This is a genomic window from Streptomyces sp. NPDC004732 (assembly GCF_040609235.1).
GTDB lineage: Bacteria > Actinomycetota > Actinomycetes > Streptomycetales > Streptomycetaceae > Streptomyces.
In genome coordinates this window covers 101,138-120,311 of the sequence record NZ_JBEXJR010000008.1, presented here as the reverse complement: position 1 = coordinate 120,311, position 19,174 = coordinate 101,138, and the positions used below count along the sequence as shown (strand labels likewise).

General features: G+C 72.5%; 17 protein-coding genes and 1 tRNA gene. 8 read left to right on the top strand and 10 right to left on the bottom strand.

All coding sequences use genetic code 11. The annotated features are described in order from the left end of the window. Nucleotides 1-658: 658 nt before the first annotated feature. Nucleotides 659-1,582, bottom strand: a complete 924-nt coding sequence (locus tag ABZV77_RS24335; RefSeq protein ID WP_356260548.1) for a diacylglycerol kinase family protein — start codon at nt 1,580-1,582, stop codon at nt 659-661. A gap of 175 nt (nt 1,583-1,757) precedes the next feature. Between ABZV77_RS24335 and ABZV77_RS24330 the strand changes: the two genes are divergently transcribed. After that, nucleotides 1,758-3,041: an adenylosuccinate synthase gene (locus tag ABZV77_RS24330; RefSeq protein ID WP_356260545.1), complete on the top strand. Its 1,284-nt coding sequence runs from the start codon at nt 1,758-1,760 to the stop codon at nt 3,039-3,041. On the opposite strand, the gene ABZV77_RS24325 is transcribed toward ABZV77_RS24330, so the two are convergent. The 3 genes from ABZV77_RS24325 to ABZV77_RS24315 form a co-directional block, all read right to left on the bottom strand. Beyond that, nucleotides 3,025-4,650 (bottom strand): substrate-binding domain-containing protein, encoded by a 1,626-nt coding sequence (locus tag ABZV77_RS24325; RefSeq protein WP_356260542.1) that lies wholly within the window; start codon nt 4,648-4,650, stop codon nt 3,025-3,027. The genes ABZV77_RS24330 and ABZV77_RS24325 overlap by 17 nt on opposite strands. A gap of 97 nt (nt 4,651-4,747) precedes the next feature. After that, nucleotides 4,748-6,616 carry a serine/threonine-protein kinase gene (locus ABZV77_RS24320; protein WP_356260539.1) on the bottom strand — a complete coding sequence of 623 codons (1,869 nt, stop codon included), beginning with the start codon at nt 6,614-6,616 and terminating at the stop codon, nt 4,748-4,750. Between the two features lie 140 nt (nt 6,617-6,756). Next, complete coding sequence (locus ABZV77_RS24315) at nt 6,757-7,485, bottom strand: DUF2625 domain-containing protein (protein WP_356260537.1); 729 nt, start codon at nt 7,483-7,485, stop codon at nt 6,757-6,759. A gap of 102 nt (nt 7,486-7,587) precedes the next feature. Here ABZV77_RS24315 and ABZV77_RS24310 point away from each other — a divergent pair, with 102 nt between their 5' ends. Then, nucleotides 7,588-8,133: a dihydrofolate reductase family protein gene (locus ABZV77_RS24310; RefSeq protein WP_356260534.1), complete on the top strand. Its 546-nt coding sequence runs from the start codon at nt 7,588-7,590 to the stop codon at nt 8,131-8,133. Here ABZV77_RS24310 and ABZV77_RS24305 read toward each other — a convergent pair. Next, entirely contained in the window at nt 8,124-9,563 is a 1,440-nt protein-coding gene (locus ABZV77_RS24305) for a helix-turn-helix domain-containing protein (protein ID WP_356260531.1), read from the bottom strand. The two genes, ABZV77_RS24310 and ABZV77_RS24305, sit on opposite strands and share 10 nt — an antisense overlap. Before the next feature lie 234 nt (nt 9,564-9,797). Here ABZV77_RS24305 and ABZV77_RS24300 point away from each other — a divergent pair, with 234 nt between their 5' ends. Further along, on the top strand, nt 9,798-10,421 hold the full coding sequence (locus ABZV77_RS24300; RefSeq protein WP_356260529.1) for a hypothetical protein: 624 nt from the start codon (nt 9,798-9,800) through the stop codon (nt 10,419-10,421). A gap of 249 nt (nt 10,422-10,670) precedes the next feature. Here ABZV77_RS24300 and ABZV77_RS24295 read toward each other — a convergent pair. Beyond that, nucleotides 10,671-10,772: transfer RNA gene (locus tag ABZV77_RS24295), tRNA-Glu, on the bottom strand. A 71-nt stretch (nt 10,773-10,843) separates the two neighbouring features. Between ABZV77_RS24295 and ABZV77_RS24290 the strand changes: the two genes are divergently transcribed. Further along, entirely contained in the window at nt 10,844-12,037 is a 1,194-nt protein-coding gene (locus ABZV77_RS24290) for an alpha/beta fold hydrolase (protein WP_356260526.1), read from the top strand. On the opposite strand, the gene ABZV77_RS24285 is transcribed toward ABZV77_RS24290, so the two are convergent. Together ABZV77_RS24285 and ABZV77_RS24280 are read right to left on the bottom strand one after the other, a co-directional pair. After that, nucleotides 12,024-12,515, bottom strand: a complete 492-nt coding sequence (locus ABZV77_RS24285) for a helix-turn-helix domain-containing protein (protein ID WP_356260524.1) — start codon at nt 12,513-12,515, stop codon at nt 12,024-12,026. The two genes, ABZV77_RS24290 and ABZV77_RS24285, sit on opposite strands and share 14 nt — an antisense overlap. After that, nucleotides 12,512-13,108, bottom strand: a complete 597-nt coding sequence (locus tag ABZV77_RS24280) for a type 1 glutamine amidotransferase family protein (RefSeq protein ID WP_356260521.1) — start codon at nt 13,106-13,108, stop codon at nt 12,512-12,514. Before ABZV77_RS24280 ends, ABZV77_RS24285 begins: the two co-directional genes overlap by 4 nt. Before the next feature lie 147 nt (nt 13,109-13,255). On the opposite strand from ABZV77_RS24280, the gene ABZV77_RS24275 reads away from it, so the two are divergent. Both ABZV77_RS24275 and ABZV77_RS24270 read left to right on the top strand, forming a co-directional pair. Continuing rightward, entirely contained in the window at nt 13,256-13,903 is a 648-nt protein-coding gene (locus ABZV77_RS24275) for a DUF4956 domain-containing protein (protein ID WP_356260518.1), read from the top strand. After that, entirely contained in the window at nt 13,900-14,712 is an 813-nt protein-coding gene (locus ABZV77_RS24270) for a VTC domain-containing protein (protein WP_356260515.1), read from the top strand. Before ABZV77_RS24275 ends, ABZV77_RS24270 begins: the two co-directional genes overlap by 4 nt. On the opposite strand, the gene ABZV77_RS24265 is transcribed toward ABZV77_RS24270, so the two are convergent. Further along, nucleotides 14,645-16,012 carry a HAMP domain-containing sensor histidine kinase gene (locus ABZV77_RS24265; RefSeq protein WP_356260512.1) on the bottom strand — a complete coding sequence of 456 codons (1,368 nt, stop codon included), beginning with the start codon at nt 16,010-16,012 and terminating at the stop codon, nt 14,645-14,647. The genes ABZV77_RS24270 and ABZV77_RS24265 overlap by 68 nt on opposite strands. Then, complete coding sequence (locus tag ABZV77_RS24260) at nt 16,012-16,737, bottom strand: response regulator transcription factor (protein WP_356260509.1); 726 nt, start codon at nt 16,735-16,737, stop codon at nt 16,012-16,014. The genes ABZV77_RS24265 and ABZV77_RS24260 overlap by 1 nt, the downstream gene beginning before the upstream one ends. A gap of 83 nt (nt 16,738-16,820) precedes the next feature. Here ABZV77_RS24260 and ABZV77_RS24255 point away from each other — a divergent pair, with 83 nt between their 5' ends. Both ABZV77_RS24255 and ABZV77_RS24250 read left to right on the top strand, forming a co-directional pair. Next, complete coding sequence (locus ABZV77_RS24255) at nt 16,821-17,330, top strand: hypothetical protein (RefSeq protein ID WP_356260506.1); 510 nt, start codon at nt 16,821-16,823, stop codon at nt 17,328-17,330. 481 nt (nt 17,331-17,811) lie between these two features. Continuing rightward, nucleotides 17,812-19,167 carry an aspartate aminotransferase family protein gene (locus tag ABZV77_RS24250; RefSeq protein ID WP_356260504.1) on the top strand — a complete coding sequence of 452 codons (1,356 nt, stop codon included), beginning with the start codon at nt 17,812-17,814 and terminating at the stop codon, nt 19,165-19,167. Nucleotides 19,168-19,174: the final 7 nt, after the last annotated feature.

Genomic DNA, 19,174 nt, shown 5'->3' with positions numbered 1-19,174 from the left:
GTCCGGCGGAGGCAGGACCCCCAAGCCCGCCGCTTCGCGGCGGATGTCTCCCACCCACCCACCCGTTTGCCCTGCGACGTCCAGCGGGGGTAGGGGCCGGGGCTGCCCCCTCACGCCAGGGGCAGGGCGTGGGTGGGGGGTGGGGGGACCTCAGCGACCCAAAGGGGGCGGGTGGGAAACCCCGCAGCGGCCAGGGCAAACGGGCGGGGCGGGTGGGAAACCACCGCGACCGCCCGGGCGAGGGGGCCTGGGGAGGTCCTCCGACCCCTGCCGGGCTGCGGCCGCGGGCGGGTGGGAGACCACTGCGACTGCCCAGGCGAGTGGGCCCGGGGAGGCCGTCCGGCCCCGTCGGGTCGCGGCCGTGGGTGGGTGGGGTACCACCGTGGCCGTCCAGGGGATTGGGCCCGGGGGAGGCCGCCCGACCCCGTCGGGCCGCAGGCGCGTACGAGACGGGAGGGGACGTGGGGGTATGTGCGCACGGAGCACCGAGCACACCCTGACGGGCAGAAGGTCTTCAGGCGTGGCGTAGGGATAGCGAGTACGTACATACCCCCGCGGCCCCGCACCCACAGACGGGCCACAGGCGCAGACGCCCACTGGGCCGCACCCGCGAAGGGCCCCGCACCCACAGACGAACCCCAGGCGCAGCCCCCCCCGCCTACCGCGGCAGCGTCAAGCCCCAAGCCATGGGCCTGACCGTCCACGTCCTGGTTCGTACCGGCCCCGCCACCACCGCATCCGCCCGATACCGGAAATCCGCCCCCGAAACCGTCACCGTCCGCGCCCGCACCCGCGTCAGCCCCGCATCCGCATCCGCATCCGTACCTCCACCCGCCCCCACCGAAGCCCGCCGCACCTCCACCTGCGCGAGGCCGCCGCCCCCCGCCGTGACGCGCACCCCCTCCACCGGCTGGTCCAGGCCCACGAGGGTGACCCCGTCGACCTCGATCCGGAGCCGGGTGGGTGGTGTGGGACGGGCGGGGCGCGTGGGACGTGTGGCGAGGGTGCGGACGAAGGACTGGCACGAGCGCAGCCACGCATGACCCTCCGCCGCGACTCCCGCGACCCCCGCAATCGCCCGAGACGACCCCCCGGTGGCCACCTCCGAGGAGGAGGAGGAGACATCACCCTCCCCCAGGGATTCCTCAGCCACCCCCACCGGCGGAATCCGAAGATCCCCGAGCACGACCCCGTCACTGTCGTCCACCAGTAGATCGAGCCGACGCTCGGCCCCCTCCAGAACCGCCCGAGCCGCCGCCACCGCCCCCGCAGGCACCCCGAGCCCCCGAGTGAGCGTCTGCGCGGCCCCCACGGGGACGACCGAAAGCCCGCATCCGGCGAGGTCCCGCTCCCGGTGGAGCACGGCGACCGCCCGCAGCAGCGCCCGATCGTCACCGACCACCACGAGCCGTCGCGCACCCCTCCTGGCCAGCGCTTTCGCGAAGTCCTCGGGGCCGTCGGGGAGGCAGACCCGGACCGCCGCGCCCGCACCGAGCACATCCTTCGCGATCCGTACCGACTCACCGTCCGTGCGCCGGGCGACCGGGTCGATGACGACTAGGAGCTGGTCGCGAGCCGACAACGTGCTCCCTTTCTTTTAGCCGTTCTTTGAGACCTCGGGTAGCATCTTTGTGCAAGAGCCCCTTGCGCTATTGCGCCAGGGGCTTCGTCTATTCCGGGGCAGCATCCAAGGCACACCCATCGGCGGCTACGGCCCCAGACCTTGGACATGCCCCGCCCGGAAGGGGTGTACGCCTGTGCCCGCACTTGTGCTGCTCGGTGCTCAGTGGGGTGACGAAGGCAAGGGAAAGGCCACTGACCTGCTCGGTGGCTCCGTGGACTATGTAGTGCGCTACCAGGGCGGCAACAACGCCGGCCACACGGTCGTCGTAGGCGACCAGAAGTACGCGCTGCATCTCCTCCCTTCCGGGATTCTCTCCCCGGACTGCGTGCCCGTCATCGGCAACGGAGTCGTCGTCGACCCGTCGGTCCTGCTCTCCGAGCTGAGCGGTCTGAACGAGCGCGGCGTCGACACGTCGAAGCTGCTGATCAGCGGCAACGCGCACATCATCACGCCGTACAACGTGACCGTCGACAAGGTGACGGAACGCTTCCTCGGCAAGCGCAAGATCGGCACGACGGGCCGCGGCATCGGCCCGACCTACGCCGACAAGATCAACCGCACCGGCATCCGCGTGCAGGACCTCTACGACGAGTCGATCCTGCAGCAGAAGGTCGAAGCGGCGCTGGAGATCAAGAACCAGCTCCTCACCAAGCTCTACAACCGCCGCGCGATCGAGGCGGAGCAGATCGTGGAGCAGCTCCTGGAGCACGGCGAGAACATCAAGCAGTACGTCGCCGACACCACCCTGATCCTCAACAACGCGCTCGACGAGGACAAGGTCGTCCTGTTCGAGGGCGGCCAGGGCACGCTCCTGGACGTGGACCACGGCACGTACCCCTTCGTCACCTCCTCGAACCCGACCGCGGGCGGCGCCTGCACGGGTACGGGCGTGGGCCCGACGAAGATCAGCCGGGTCATCGGCATCCTGAAGGCGTACACGACCCGCGTCGGCGCGGGCCCGTTCCCGACGGAGCTGTTCGACGCTGACGGCGAGGCGCTGCGCACCATCGGCGGCGAGCGCGGTGTGACCACCGGCCGTGACCGTCGCTGCGGCTGGTTCGACGCCCCGATCGCCCGGTACGCGACGCGCGTCAACGGCCTGACGGACTTCTTCCTCACGAAGCTCGACGTCCTCACCGGCTGGGAGCAGATCCCGGTCTGCGTGGCGTACGAGATCGACGGAAAGCGCGTCGAGGAGCTCCCGTACAACCAGACCGACTTCCACCACGCGAAGCCGATCTACGAGATGCTGCCGGGCTGGTCCGAGGACATCACCAAGGCCCAGACCTTCGCCGACCTGCCGAAGAACGCGCAGGGTTACGTGAAGGCGCTGGAGGAGATGTCCGGCGCGCCGATCTCCGCGATCGGCGTGGGCCCGGGCCGTACGGAGACGATCGAGATCAATTCGTTCGTGTAATCCGCTCGTCCGAGCTCTGTTTTTCTGAGCTCTGTGAGAGGGGCGCCCCGGCACCACTGCCGAGGCGCCCCTCTCCGCATACCCGAAGCCCCTCCGGCGTGGCGCACGGCAGATGGCCGTGGGTGCGGATGACGTCGAGGCCGGTGCCGCGGGCGTAGGCGAGGAACCCCGCGGCGAGGGAGTCGGCGGGCGGCAGGCCGTACGTGTAGGCGTACTCGATCTCGCGGTAGGGGTAGCCGCTCTTCTCCAGCTGTTCGGCCGAGGGGGCGTGGCCCTCCAGGTTGAGCCGGTGCAGGCCCTTGAGACCGGCGGCGGCGCGGAGTTCGCTGTAGCCGATGGCGCCGGGGATGCGGCCGACGGCGTCGATGACCTGGTCGGTGGAGTCGAGTTCGCAGCGGGTGACGGGGACGGACGGGTCGTCCTTGCCCAGGCAGTCGTTGGAGGACGCCTTGATCTCGAAGGCGCCGCCGAGGATGCGGCGCTGGAGCGTGTCGCGGGTGCCGGAGCTGGAGCCGCGGCTGACCAGGACGACGGGCAGGTCGGGCCCGCCGAGCTCCTTCCAGTTGCGTACGTCGCCGCGGTAGAGGCGGCGCACCTGGGGCAGCGTCAGATTCCGCAATGGCACACGGTCGTTGAGGACGAGCGCGAAGACGGAGACCGCCACGCGCGTCTCGGCGAGCCGCGGAAATCCGTCGGACTTGGCCCCGTCGGAGAAGGCGAGAAGAGGCGGCGCCCCCTTCCCTCCTCCTCCGGAGCGGCCGAACTTCCGCCCCGAGTCGTCCAGTTCACGCACGCCCGCCGCGCTGCCGTGCGCGCTGACCGTGATGTCGGAGCCCGGACAGTCCTCCTCGTACTTCTCGGCGAGCTCCTCGGCGACCGGTGCGAACGCGGTCGAGCCGAGCACCGTCAGCTCGCCCGTCGCGCACTCGATGGGCGGCGGATCGTCCTCCCGCAGCACGATGATCGAGGCCAGCGTGACCACGGAGAGGGTGAGCAGCACGGTCAGGAGCTGCGCGGGCCTGGACAGCAGCGGCGGCTTGCCGTCGAGGGTGGTGGAGCGGTTGGGCTGTACGTCACCGGCCTGGATGCCGCCGGACAGGGTGACGTCGCCGCCGACGGGCCCGCCGGTGAGCAGGACCAGGAGCTTGTAGTGCTGTCCCCTGTTGAGCGGGACGCGCGGGATGTGCAGGGTGCTGCCCTCGTACCGCAGGCCCGCCGCAGGGGTGAAGTGCTCCATCAGGTGGTCGTCGCCGGACGGCGCGGTGACGGCGAGGCCGCGGACGGTGCGTCCGGTGAAGACCGCGGTGAGGCCGTGCAGCGCGCGCCCGCTGTAGTCGGCGTCGGACACGGCCTGCGAGCCGTCGTTCTCGACGCGCAGCAGGACGAGCGTGGCGTCGGACATCTCGGGGGTCTCGTCGAAGAGCCCGAGGCGGGCGTTGGCGCCGCCCGTCCGCACGTTGTCGCCTATTGCAGTGTCCAGCTGAACGCGATATCCGATGCGTTTGCGCCGCGGCACCCGCCGCTCGTACCAGAGCGCGCCGACGGTGGCGGCGAGCCCGAGCACAGCCGTGAGCACGGCGATGGTGTTCTCGGTGCTCAACCAGTCCATGGGCGGTGACGGTAGGCGGCGCGGCGCCGCCCGGGGCCCGCTTTCCCGTTCCGTCGGCCGCTGTTCGCCGCCGGTTCAGCTCTTGCCGTACGTCTTCTCAGCTCTTGTCGTACGTCAACTCGCCGCTGCCGTCCGTGTTGGCGCGCCGCAGCTTGCCGTTGCCGAGGATGGTGACGACGCTCGAGTCGCCGGGCGTGCAGGACGTCATGGGTTCGCCGACGGTGACCTCGGTGGGCCCGATGCGCAGGCGGTCGCCGGACGCGGACACCAGCTTGCCCTGGAAGACGCAGTGATAGGTGCCGCCGCCGTCGGCGGGTCCGTCCGCCGTCACCGAGAGAACGGTGTCTCCCACCTCGCCCTGCTGGACGGTGAGTTCGCGGGTGCTGTGGCCGTCGTCGGTGTCGAGGCCGCCGGACCAGGTGCCCAGGTACTTGTCGGGGACCGTGCCGTCGTCCGCGCCGGACGCGGAGGGCTCCGGACTGCTCGCTCCGGGGGACGGCGAGGTGGCCCCCGGCGTCTTCTTCGGCGCGCTGCCGGCACTGTTTCCTGCCGCGTCGGCGCTCTGCTTGTCCTCGGTGCTGTCGCCGTTCATGACGGCGTAGACGGTGCCGCCCGCTCCGACGGCCACTATCAAGGCGACGACGATCAGCGCGGCGGTCGAACGCCCGCTGCGCCGCGGCGGCTCGGGCGGCGGGACGGGACCGTACGGGGGAGTGGGCCCGAAGCCGGGGGGAGCCTGGTGGGGGTGGGGGTAGCCGTAGGCGGCGTGCTGGTGGGCCTGTTGCGGGAGTTGCTGCGGCGGATAGCCATAAACGGGGGTACTGGGCGCGGGCGCAGGCGTGTGCGCGGGCGTGGGCGGAGGAGTGGGCGGCGCCTGCCCGGACACCATGGTGGGCAGGTGGTCGAGGGGCGCGGCACCGGGCTTGCCGGGCGGCGGCGGAGTGGCTTCGTCTCCGTCACCCACAGCCTCCGGAGGCCCCCCGGCAGGGGCAGCGCCCCTGCCACGGGCAACGGGTTCCTCCCCCGGCGTCTCCCCCGACGTCTCCTCCGGATCCTCCGCGTCCAGCAACTGCACCGCATGGCGCCCCAGTTGCGCGACCAGGGCACCCGGCAGCCAGGGGTCGAGAGTGTGACCGTCCCCCAGCGCGTCCGCGGCCCCGGTGCGCTCCAGCACCTCGTCCAAGGAGGGCCGGTCCGCCGGATCCTTGCGCAGGCAGGCGCCGATCAGCTCGGCGAGCTCCTCGGGGAGCCCCTCCAGGTCGGGCTCCTCCTGCGCGATGCGGAACATCAGCGCGTGCACGCCGCTGTTGGCCGTCCCGAAGGGCAGCGCTCCCGAGGCGGCGTAGGCGAGCACCGAGCCGAGGCAGAACACGTCGCACGCCGGGGTGATCCGATCCCCCCGCACCTGCTCGGGGGCCATGAACCCGGGCGAGCCGACGAGCGCGCCGGTACGGGTGAGGCCGCCGTCGGTGACCGTCTCCAGGGCGCGTGCGATGCCGAAGTCGATGACGCGCGGGCCGTCGATGGTGATCAGGACGTTGGACGGCTTCAGGTCGCGGTGGACCATGCCCGCCGCGTGGATGTCCTTGAGCGCGCCGGAGAGCCCGGCCGCGAGGATGTTCACGGAGCGCTCGGGCAGCGGCCCGTGGTCGTGCGAGACGACGCTCTGCAGCGAGGGCCCCGCGACGTACCCGGTGGCGAGCCACGGGATCGCCGCCTCGGTGTCCGCGTCGAGGACCGGCGCCGTCCACGCGCCGCCCACCTGCCGCGCGGCCTGCACTTCCTGCCGGAACCGGTTCCTGAACTCGTCCTGCTCGGCGAGCTCTTGGCGCACCAGCTTCACCGCGACCGTACGCCCACGATCGGACCGCGCGAGATACACCTGCCCCATGCCACCGGCCCCGAGCCGCGCCAACAGCCGATACGCGCCGATCCGCTGCGGATCCCCGGGCACGAGCTTCTCCATCGCCGCACCGACCTCCCCCATTGGTGTGCAACAGAGTGAGGAGTGTACTGACCGTTGACACGCTCCGGGCAGGCACTGCGCCCTTCACGGGCACCCCGCCACGCTTATCTGTTACCGGCGGGCCGGGCGAGCAAGCCGGTTCATGCGACTCCGAGGAATCCCGGGTCGGCGCCGTCGAACTGCAGGCGCGAGTCGCGGCTCAGGCCCAGGAGCTCCGCCATGGGTACGGCACGACGGCTGGTCGCCGACAGGTCCTGGCGGGCCTCGGCCGACCACAGCGGCGGGGAGAACGACAACCCCTGCCGACCGTTGAGTACGGAGACCTCGCTGCGCCAGCCGTCCCACCGCAGGCCCCCGTAGAACTTCTGAAGCCCTCCGGAGAGAATCCAGGACAACCAGGCCGAGTGCCCGGCCCCCAGCGCCTCCCAACCGAGGGTGTCGGGGGCGAAGTAGACGATCTCGCCCGGCCCACCGGGCCGACCGATCGCACGGGGGTCGCCCCCGTTGACGGCGAACACACCGCCCAGCACATCGTGCGCAACCACGAGCCCCGCCTCCGGCTGCCAGGCCGGGTCGAACGTCGAGGGCATCGCGTTGATCCCGGCCAGGCCCGGCAGCCCCACGCCGTCGGGGCCGTGCGGGCTGCCGAAGATCCGCAGCCATCCGCCGTCCACGAGCAGACCGCCGCAGTTCAGCGCGATCCCGCCCAGGTTCGACCGGGCCGAGACCTGCAGCTGCAGCAGGGCTGCGCGGCCCGTCTCGACATCGCCGGGCAGCACTTCGACTGCCATGTCGGCGTCGGACAGCTCCTTGAGGAGGAGCGGCCAGGCTGGATCATCGACGTTGATTAGTTCATTGACCTCGCGCATCCCCGCATCGTCGCACCGGCACCGAAGCGTCAGCCCGCCAGGGCACCGGGCCGGGCCCCTCTACGATGCGATCCCGGCCCTCCACCTGCTTGGAGAAGACGCATGACGGATGCGAGCACCGGCAAAGTGGTCGTGAACAGGGTGATGTCCCTGGACGGGTTCATCGCGGGTCCCGGCCACACGATGGACTGGATCTTCGAGCACATGACGTCGGCGACGTTCCCGGAGGTCATGGCGGCCACGGGCGCCATGCTCATCGGCCGGGGCACGTACGAGGTCGGCAAGCGCATGTCCGACGAGAACCCCGACTACGACGGCGGGGCGCGGTTCGTCCTCACCCACCGCCCGCCCGACGAGCCGGACCCCCACGTCACCTTCCTCAGCTGCAACATCGAGGAGGCCGTGGCCACGGCCCGCCGCGCCGCCGGTGACAAGAGCCTGGAGATCCTCGGCGCGGACGTGGCCGCCCAGTGCCTGCGGCGCGGCCTCGTCGACGAGATCCTGGTGTACGTCCTGCCGGTGCTGCTCGGCGACGGCGTCCGCTTCGCACCGCCGGGCCTCGACCGGATCGACCTGGAGCCCATCGGCAACATCCAGTCGGGCGGCGTCACCATGCTGCGCTTCCGCGTGCGCCGTCCTCAGCCGTAGGTCCCCCATCGGCGTCCGAGGGGGTCGTACGCGTAATGGGGCAGGCCCTTGATGGAGCTGGTCCGGAACGGGCGGCCGTCGTCGTCGATGCGCACGCTGCCGGTGCGGCCCTGGGAGGACCAGTCCAGCTCCAGGTACCAGCGGCAGTCGCACGCGCTGGTCTCGGCCGAGATCAGCAGCACCTCGGGGTCCTTCGCCGAGACGCGGTAGGGCATGTGCACGGCCGGGATCGGCGTGCCGGTGTCGCTCCCGGGGACCGCGCGGGCGATGGGGCGGTCCTTGTCCAGGTCCACGGCGAAGGACCGGGGAGTGACCGCGCCGCCGCAGCCCCGGTCCATGGCGTAGTTGGTGCCCTTGACCGGTGCCGCACGGCCGACCACGCGCACGCGCAGTGCCTCCAGTACGACGGCCGTGTCGCTGCGCCCCTGCACCGACAGCCGTACGAGTGTCTCGCCGCCGTGCACCGCGCCTTGCGTCGCCGCCCAGGGCGCCGCGTCCTGCGGGGCAGGGGGCGGGGGGACCTGGCTCGGCGGCTTGGCGATGACGTAGTCGTGATCGCAGCCGAGCTGCCAGGCCTGGGAGTCGGCGGACCAGGTGAGCGGCAGCCCGTCGGGCTTTCCGTCGCGGGGCGGGGTGGATGTCGCGCCGGGCGGGCGCGAGGTGTCCGGCTTCTTCTTCGGGGTGGCGGAGTCGGAAGGGTGCTTGGGGGTCGGGGTACCGCTCGGGGTGGGTGAGGTGCCCCGGCGCTGCGGCGCTCCGGCCTCCGTCTGTGCCTGGTCGGCGACCCGGTCAGGGCGGGCGGCGGACGTCTGTCGCCCGTCCGGCAGCAAGGAGAAGGCCCCGAGCGTCGCGAGTACGGCACAGGCGGAGGCCAGTCCGACGGTGAGATGTCTTCGGCGGGACCAGGGGCGGTGTGGGGGCGGGGGCGGGGGCGGGGGAGAGGGTGCGCCGGGCGGTTCGGGCGCGGGGTCCGATTCGGCTGCCGGGTCTGCCAGGTCTGCCGGGCCTGCCGGGTCGCCATCGGTCTTCGGCGCCGGGTCCGGGTCCGGGTCCGGGTCCGGTTCGGTGCTGCCCTCCACCGCTGCGGCCTGCACGGCTTCCGTCGCCCTCGCCTCCCCCGCACGAGGCCGACGGCGGGCCGCCACGGCCAAGAGCCAGCGGCGGTGCAGTTCCAGGCGTTGCTCCGGGGTCGCCCCGCACAGGGCCGCGAAGCGTTCCACGGGGGCGAAGTCGAGCGGCACCGCGTCGCCCGCGCAGTAGCGGTGCAGCGTCGAGGTGTTCATGCCCAGACGGCGGGCCAGCGAGCCGTAGCTCCGGTCCGTGCGCTCCTTCAGCGCCGTCAGCAGCGCCGCGAACTCCGCCACCTCGTCGATGCCGTCGCCGATGCCGTCGCCGTCGCCGCTGCCGCCGCCGTCGTCCTGTGCCGACACAGGGTCCCCCGTCCTCGTACGACCCCAACCGGCCCGGGACGGTATCCCAGGCACCCGTGTACCTGCACGTCAGAAGGGCTGGGATGGTTCCACCGTGCCCGATCGGGCGTCGGTCGTTGCGCAGCGCCGCCGGGACCGCTGATGCTCTTGGTGTCGCACCGACCAGGCCCGGGCCGACCAGCGGGCCTCGCCGCGGCATCCACGTCAACGCACTCCTCCACGGGGGTAACAGCCATGTCCATGCGCATCCGAACGAGCGCATTCACCGCACTCACCGTCGCCGCCCTCGCGGCGGGCACGGTCCTCACCGCACCGGCCGCCGGGGCCGCGCCGAAGGCCGCCGCACCCAAGCTCCTGTCGGCGTCCCAGCTGCCGCCGCACCCGACGTCGTCCTGGACCGCGGGGCGGACCACCGAAGGGTTCCCCGAGGCACTCGGCCTCTGCGTGAGCACGGAGGGCGTGCCCTCCTACGACTACCGGCACCGGGAGTTCCGCACCGACGTGGACGCCAGTGCCGTGCAGTTGACGGTCGTGGCGGACACGGCCGCCCTGGCCAAGGGTCTGGCGAAGCACTACGACGACCTGATCCGCACCTGCGCCGACCGCATCGAGAAGGCTTCGCCCGACGTCGCGGCCGAGGTCCGGGACTACGGCAAGCTGCCGGTCGAGGAGGGCGCCCGCGTCCGCGGCCTGCACACCGAGACGTCCCAGGGCGCCAACGACGTCGCCCTGATGTCGGTCGGGCGGGACGGCAGGACCGTCACCGTCGTGAAGTGGGGCCAGTTGGGCGACTTCGGGGACGCGCCCGTGGCCGCCTTCAAGAAGACCACGACCACGGCCGTCAACAAGCTGTACTGACCGGGCGCCACCGCAACACCGCAACACGCAACACCGCAACACGCAACACCCGAAAGACCAGGGGCCGTCCTCCCGCCACGGGGGTCGGAAGGACGGCCCCGACTACCGGTCGTGCCTCGGCGCGGCACGCCGACACGACGAAGCCGCCCGCCTGGTTCCCCCGTGGCGGACGGCTCGCGTCGAGTGTTCAGAGATCGAGACCGGCGGCGGCGACGTAGCGTCCTGGGCCGCTGGACGACACCGACCGGAGTCGGCGACGGGATTCGAACCCGCGTTGCTCTCTTGAGAGGAGAAGTAGCCGCAGCCTCCGCACCTGAACGAGATCCACCGTAGCCGCGGCGCGCCTGCCGGGCACGCGAATTAACGCCCTCCCGGAGCTCCCCGTTTGACTTGGACCGAGGTCCAGGTCCGAGGCTTGCCCCATGAGCGATGAGGAAGAGCGGTTCGGCATCGGGGAGGCCGCCGCGCGTACCGGTCTCGACCCCGACACGTTGCGGTACTTCGAGCGGCAGGGGATCCTGCCCGCCCCCCGGCGCGACACCGCAGGGCGCCGTCAGTACGTCGCCGCCGACGTGGACCTGATCCGCATGCTGGTCCACCTGCGCGAGACGGGGATGCCCCTGGCCGACATCGCGCAGTTCACCGGCGCCGACGCCGATGCCGAGGTCGCCGACCCGTCGCGGCTGCGCCTTGAACTGCTCGCGGCGCACCGCCGTCGCGTCGAGGACCGCCGCGACGCACTGGACCGTGCCCTCGACGTGATCACCCGCAAGATCGCGGACTACACCGATCAAGCAGCCGACTCGCCGCAGTTCCTCAAGCGGCCCGACACGACGATCGCCTACGCCGTCCAGGGGGACGGACCCCTGCTCTTCCTCGTCGGCGCGCCGGTGGGACGAGGCGGATTCGCCGCCCTCGCGGACGAGCTCGCGGGGCAGTTCACCGTCGTCACCCACGACCCCCGCGGCATCGGCGCCAGTCGCCCGACGCACGGAATGGCCGAGCCCACGCCCGAAGTCCTCGCCGAGGACCTGGCCGCCCTGGTCGACACGTTCACCGGCGCGCCCGCCCTGTTCGTCGGTACGAGCGGCGGGGCCGTGACCCTTCTCGAACTGGCCAAGCGGCATCCCGGCCTCGTCGGGACGGCCGTACTGCACGAGCCGCCCCTGATCTCGCTCCTGGACGACGACACCCTCGCGGAGCGCGCCGCGTCCGCGTTCGCCGTCGCGGCGGCCGACCCCCAGCGGGCCGTGCAGGAGTTCGTCGACCTGAGCGGCGCCGCCCACCACACACGCCCGGACCAGGTGCCGCCCGCGCATGTCGAGCTGCCGGAGCTGCCGCCCGCGGAACTCGACAAGAACCGCTACTTCCTCGGCCGCATGGCGGGCCCCAGCGTCTTCTACGAGCCCGACACCGAGGCCCTGCGCCGAGCCGGACTGACCGTGTGCGCCGGGTCGACGAGCCACCACCAGATGGCGCGTCGGGCGGCCCACGCCCTGGCCGCACTGCTGCGCCGGCCCCTGATCGACATGCCCGGCAACCACGTGGGCGCCAGCGCGGAACCGGCGGAGTTCGCCCGCGCCCTCGTACCGCTGCTGCTCCCTACGGCTCCGTGACGCCGTCCGCCACGCCGTCCGTCACGCCGTCCGTCACGTCCGTCATGTCGTCCAGGACCATGGCGAGGCGCTCCAGCACCCGTGCCGTCTCCGCGAACCCGTCCTCGCCGAGCGCCTCTGCCAGCCGCGCCGCCAGCTCCGCATGGCCCGGCTCGATCCGCGCCACGGCCGCCCTGCCCTCCTCCGTCGGCCGGAGCAGCTTGGCGCGGCGGTGGGCCGGGTTCGGCACGTACTCGGCGAGTTCCTTGCGCACCAGGAGGTCCGCCACGCGCTGCACGCTCTGCCGCGTGATGCCCATCGCGCGGGCGATGCCCGCGACCGGCAGCGGTTCGCGCAGCACCGCGCCGAGCACCTGCCACCAGGCCGCGGTGAGCCCCGCGGGTTTCGCCAGTTCCTCGGAGGCGGTGAGGAACTGGCCGTTGAGGCGGAAGACGGTCAGGGCCGTGCGGCTCAGCAGGTCCTGCTGGTCGCGGCTCACGAGTTGAGCGTCTCGTACGCGGCCGGGTCCGAGTCGTGGAAGAGGCGGAACCACGCGTCGAGCTTCTCGTCGTCGAGGACGTCGCCGAGGCGGCCGAAGATCTCGCGGGCGAATGCGACCGGCTCGGTCGGGCCCGCCGTGATCAGGTCGCCGTCGGTGACCGCGTCCGTCTCCACGTACCGCTCGCCGCCCTTGTAGCCCGTGGCCGCCAGGTACATCGACGCCGCGCTGGTGTGCGTGCGGTCGTCGAGGAGCCCCTCGCGGGCGAGGCCCGCCGTGGCGCCGCAGATGGCGCCCACCGGCACGCCCGCGGCCAGGAACGCGCGGGCCGTGCGTGCGAACGGGGCGAGGTCGTCGCCCGTGTCCCACAGGTCGCCGCCCGGCAGGATCAGCAGGGCGCTGTCCTCGGGGCGCAGTTCGGCGAGGGAGAGGTCGGGCTGGACCCGGAGGCCGCCGATGGAGACGACGGGTTCGGCGGTCGGGGCGACCGTGCGGATCTCGTAGCCGAAGCGGGCGAGCCAGGCCGTGGCGTGGCCGGTCTCCCAGTCGGCGAACGTGTCGTAGAGGGCCAGGTGCACGGGCTTGCGGGACATGAGGGCCTCCGTTGTCTGCGTGCGGTACGTGCGGTGCGTACGTAAGCATGCTGTCAAAACGACAGCATGCTGTCAATGAAGATGCCGCGACGTTCCTTAACGCCCACGAGGGGCGGCCTTAACCCCCCGCTCCCTAGCGTCCTCGGCATGGACAGCACACTGACCCTCTGCGCCCACCTGGCGCTCGACCTGGCCGCCGTCGCCCTGCTGACCTTCGGCGTCTTCTATCCGCGGCACCGCAGGCGTGAGCTCGTCCCCGCGTATCTCGCCCTGAACGTGGCGCTGTTCGCGATCGTCGCCGGGCTCGGGACGGTCGGCGGCGACGGCGGGCTCGCCCTCGGCTTCGGGCTCTTCGGGGTGCTCTCGATCGTGCGGCTGCGCTCCGACGCGCTGCAGCACCAGGAGGTCGCGTACTACTTCATCACCCTCGTGCTCGGCCTGCTCTGCGGTCTGCCCGCGCTCGGGCTGCCCGTGGCGGCGCTCCTCGCCGGTGTCCTGCTCGCCGTGATGTACGGCGCCGACCACCCCCGCCTCTTCGCGCGCGACCGGCGGACCGTCGTCACCCTGGACTCCGTCCACCGCGACGAGGAGTCCCTGCGGGCCGAGCTCGCGCGGCGGCTCGGCGAACCGCTCGGATGGACCGTCCAGGAAGTCGATTACGTACGTGACCTCATGGTCCTGGAAGTACGTTTCCGCCAGCCGGAACCTTCTGTTACATCCCGGGAGTTGACGGTACGACGACGCACGACCAGGTCCCGCACGATCGCCCCCGACCACCCGAAGGAGACCGTGTGAACCCCGCCGTACGCGCCATCGGCCGCGCCGCCACCGCCGCGCACCCCATCGCGCTGGACGAGGTCAACGCCAGGGCGGAGCTGCTCGCCCGCTTCGACAACAGCTACCTCGTGCCGGTCGAGATATTCGAGGACCTCGCCGCGCTGCTCACCGACCCCCGCCGGTCCGGCGGCCCCTTCCGGGCGCTCAGCATCGGCGGAAAGCGCTGGTTCCGCTACCACTCGACGTACTACGACACCCCCGACCTCGGCACCTTCCACGACCACCGCCAGGGCCGACGGCTCCGCTACCGCATCCGGGAGCGGATCTACCAGGACAGCGGGGAGCGGCAGTTCGAGATCAAGCTCAAGAGCGGGCGCGGCGAGACCGTCAAGCACCGCCAGCGCCTGGAGGGCGACGACCACGCCCTGGACGCGGTGCGACTCGGCTTCCTCGCCGGTGTGCTGCGGGGGTCGTACGGCATCGAGGCGCCGGACGGGCTCGTCCCCTCCCTCGTCACCGACTACCAGCGGGCCACCTTCGTCGCCGACGGGCAGCGCATCACATGTGACGCGGGGCTCGTCGTGCGGGACACGGTGACGGGGCGCAGCGCCGCCGCCGACAGCGGTCTCGTGCTGGTGGAGACCAAGACCAAGGGCCATCTGACGGAGGCCGACCGGGTGCTGCACCGGTTCGGGGTGCGGGCCGCGGACTTCACCAAGTACTGCGGGGGGTATGCCGCGGTCCGGCCCGAGCTGGGCATCAACAAGTGGGCGCGGGCGGTGCGGACGGCGTTCCCCCGGGCGGCGCGGGCGGGAACGTCAGAGTGATGCGGGAGCCGGTGCCGGTGCCGGAGCAGGTGTCCGTGGCCGGGGCCGTTTCGAAGCGGCCGCCCGCCTCCTCGGCCGTGCGGCGCGCGATGTCCAGGCCCAGGCCCGTGGAGCCCGCGCCGCTCGTGCCGCGGCCGGGGGCGGTCCCCGGGTCGGGGAAGCCGGGCCCCTCGTCGGCGACGGTCAGCTCCGCCTCGCCTCCGGGTGTCCGGCGGACCGTGAGGGAGAAGGCCGTGCCCTGGGGGGTGTGGTCCAGGACGTTGCCGATCAACGTGTCGAGGGCGGCGGTGAGTTCGTCCGCAGGTACGGGTACGTAGATCTCGTCGTCCGGCGTCGTGGTGCGGGCGTCGCGGTTCTGGTCCTCGGCCAACGGGGCCCAGAACGCGGCGCGTTCGCGCGCCACCGCCGCCAGGTCCGCGCGCGGCGCCTCGCGCAGGGGGCGCCGCGCCTTGCGGATCACGTCGTCGACGCTGCGCTCCAGGGCCGTGACGTCGGCGGCGATGCGGTGGGCCTCGTCCGTGTCGCGGAGGGTCTCCGCGTCCAGGCGCAGGGCGGCCACCGGGGTGCGCAGGCGGTGCGCCAGGTCGGCGGCGTTCTCGCGTTCGGCGGTGAGGAGTTCGTCGATGCGGGCGGCCAGGCGGTTCAGCTCGCCCGCGATCAGGCGCAGCTCGGGCGGCCCCTCCGGTTCCGCGCGGGCCGTCAGGTCCCCCGCGGCCAGGCGGTCCGCGGTCCGGGCGAGGCGGCGCGTGGCGCCGACGAGGCGGGCGCCGAGCCGGTCGGCGAGGAGCAGCCCGAGGAGGACGAGGCCCACGCCGATCCCGGCGAGCACGAGCCAGGACGCCAGCGTGCCCGCGTACAACTGCCGCTCGGTGAGCGTCACCTGGACCACCGCCGTGCCGTCCTTGGCGCCCTGCACGGGGACCAGGACCAGTCGGCCGCCGGAGCTGGTCTCGTACGTGAAGGCGCGGCCCGTACGGGCGAGCCGCACCGGGTCCGTGACGGCGGGCCCGTTCCGGGGGCGGGGGTCCGGGCCGATGACGCGGTCGTCCGCGAGGATCAGCTCCGTGCTCGCCAGGCCCTTTCCGTTGACGCTCTCCACCGTCTGCTCGGCCGTCTCCCGCTCGTCCGCGGTCGCCAGGGCCGGGCCGAGGGCGTGGGCCACCCACTGGGCACGGGCGGTGGCCTCGGCGGTGGCGCGGTCCGCGGCGTGGCTGCGGGTCAGCAGGGTGAGGGGGACGAGGAGCGCGGTGAGGACGAGGGCGGTCGTCGCCGCGGTCAGGAGGAGGAGGCTGCGGCGCATCAGGCGGGGCTCTGTTCGCCGGGTGCCGGTTCGCCGGGTGCCTGTTCGCCCGGCGCCGCGAGCTTGACGCCCACGGTGCGGACCGTGTGCAGGTAGCGGGGGCGCTGGGCCGTCTCGCCCAGCTTGCGGCGGAGCCAGGACAGGTGGACGTCGACCGTCTTGTCGGCGCCGCCCAGGGGCTGTTGCCAGACCTCGGCGAGCAGTTCGCGGCGCGAGACGACCTGGCCGGGGCGGCGCGCGAGATAGGCGAGCAGGTCGAACTCGCGGGGCGTGAGGTCGACGGCGGCCTCGTCGAGGGTGACCTCACGGGACGCGGGGTCGATGGAGAGGGCGCCCACCCGCAGCGGCTCCTCGGTCTCGGTCACGCCGAGGCGGCGCAGCACGGCCTTGATCCTGGCGTCCAGTTGGGCGGCGCCGAACGGCTTGACGATGTAGTCGTCCGCCCCGGACTCCAGGACCGTGACCATTTCCGGTTCGTCGTCCCGGGCCGTCGCCACGATGACGGGGACGTCGCTGACCGCGCGCAGCATGCGCAGCACCTGCGCCCCGTCGACGTCGGGCAGTCCCAGATCGAGGACGACCAGGTCGGGGCGGCTGGTCACCGCCGCGTCCAGACCCGCCATGCCGCTCGGCGCGGTCGCCACGGCGTGGCCCCGGTCGCGCAGGGCCCGCACCAGCGCGCCGCGGAGCTGGGGGTCGTCCTCGACGACGAGAAGATGCGCCATACAACCACCGTAGTCAGGGGCGGGGCGGAACCTTAACCGGGGCCTTAACCGGGCGTTAGGAAACGATGCGGCACAGTGGCGGCATGAGGAAGTGGCGAAGCGCGGTCGTCACGGCTGCGTGGGTGGCCGTGGGGACGGCCGCGGGGGCGCTGGGCGCCTGGCAGTTGGCGAGTTCGGACGGTGCGGGTGATGCGGCGCACAGTCGTCCGCTGGACGAGGCGGCGGTACGGAGGGCCTTGGCGGCATCGTCCACGGCCCCGCCTCCGTCTCCGTCCCCACCGACCTCACCCTCACCCCCACCCCCCACATCCCAGGAGCCGCCCTCCGACCCTTCGCCCGAGCGATCCACGGTCCGTTTCACCGGCGGCGCCGCCACGGTGGAGTGCCGTGCCGACGGCACCGTCCGCCTCATCTCCTGGAGCCCGGCCGACGGGTTCCACATCGACGACGACGTGGAGCGCGGCCCCGCGGCGGTGGTCCGCCTGGAGGCGGAGCCCGGCGACGACGACGAGCAGGACGACCTCCCCTACGAGATCCGCTGCACCCCGGACGGCCCCCGGGCAAAGGTCGTCCCCGACACGGACGACGACTGAGCCCTTCCCGTGCGGCCCGGTGGGGGTTGCTCGCGCAGTTCCCCGCGCCCCTGGGTGGACCTCCTGGACGCCCCCGTGCGGGCGCGGGCAGTCCGGAGCCCCTGGCGGATGAGGACCAGGGGTCTTGCCCAGGGGCGCGAGGAACTGCGCGAGAAACCCCCACAGCCCCGCAGCCAACCCCCCCGGCCACCCCCCAGGGGCGCGAGGAACTGCGCGAGCAACCCCCACCGGCCCGCAGCCAAATCCCCTCGACCACCTCCCCAGGGGCGCGGGGAACTGCGCGAGAAACCCCCACCGGCCCGCAGTCAAAACCCCTCGGTCACCCCCCCAGGGGCGCGGGGAACTGCGCGAGAACCCCCCACAGCCCCGCAGACGAACACCCCCCAAGGCCCCCCGGCCAGACAACGTGTCGGGTTCCTCCCCCTACGCAAGACAACACGCCCATGTCCCGTCCACTCCCTGGACATCTACCCTCGGGCCCATGACCCCTCAGCCGAATCCCCAGGTCGGCGCCGCCGTGAAGGCCGCGGACCGCGCACATGTCTTCCACTCCTGGTCCGCACAGGAGCTCATCGACCCGCCGGCCATCGCCGGTGCCGAGGGCGCCTACTTCTGGGACTACGACGGGAACCGCTTCCTCGACTTCACCAGCGGCCTCGTCTACACCAACATCGGGTACCAGCACCCGAAGGTCGTCGCCGCGATCCAGGAGCAGGCGGCGACGATGACGACGTTCGCGCCCGCCTTCGCCGTAGAGGCCCGCTCCGAGGCCGCACGCCTCATCGCCGAGCGGACCCCCGGCGACCTGGACAAGATCTTCTTCACGAACGCGGGCGCCGACGCGGTCGAGCACGCCACCCGGATGGCCCGTCTGCACACGGGCCGCCCCAAGGTGCTCGCCGCCTACCGCGGCTACCACGGCGGCACCCACCAGGCCATCAACCTCACCGGCGACCCGCGCCGCTGGGCCTCCGACACCGGCACGGCGGGCGTCGTCCGCTTCTGGGCGCCGTTCCTCTACCGCTCCCGCTTCTACGCCGAGACCGAGCAGCAGGAGTGCGAGCGCGCCCTCCAGCACCTGGAAGACACCATCGTCTTCGAGGGCCCGCAGACCGTCGCCGCGATCATCCTGGAGACGGTGCCCGGCACGGCCGGAATCATGATCCCCCCGCCCGGCTACCTCGCGGGCGTCCGCGCGCTCTGCGACAAGTACGGCATCGTCTTCATCCTCGACGAGGTCATGGCGGGCTTCGGCCGCACCGGCGAGTGGTTCGCCGCCGACCTCTTCGACGTCACACCGGACCTGCTGACCTTCGCCAAGGGCGTGAACTCCGGATACGTGCCGCTCGGCGGCGTCGCCATCTCCGGAAAGATCGCGGAGACCTTCGCCAAGCGCCCCTACCCGGGCGGCCTCACCTACTCCGGCCACCCGCTGGCCTGCGCCGCCGCCGTCGCCACGATCAACGTCATGGCGGAGGAGGGCATCGTCGAGCACGCGGCGAACCTCGGCGCCCAGGTCATCGAGCCGGGCCTGCGCGAGCTCGCCGAGCGCCACCCCTCGGTCGGCGAGGTGCGGGGCGTCGGCATGTTCTGGGCCCTTGAGCTGGTGAAGGACAGGGAGACGCGCGAGCCGCTGGTGCCCTACAACGCCACCGGCGAGGCGAACGCCCCCATGGCCGCGTTCGGCGCGGCGGCGAAGAAGCACGGCCTGTGGCCCTTCATCAACATGAACCGCACCCACGTGGTCCCCGCGTGCAACATCACGGAGACGGAGGCGAAGGAGGGCCTGGCGGCCCTGGACGCGGCTCTGTCGGTGGCCGACGAGCACACGGCGTAGCCGAGCC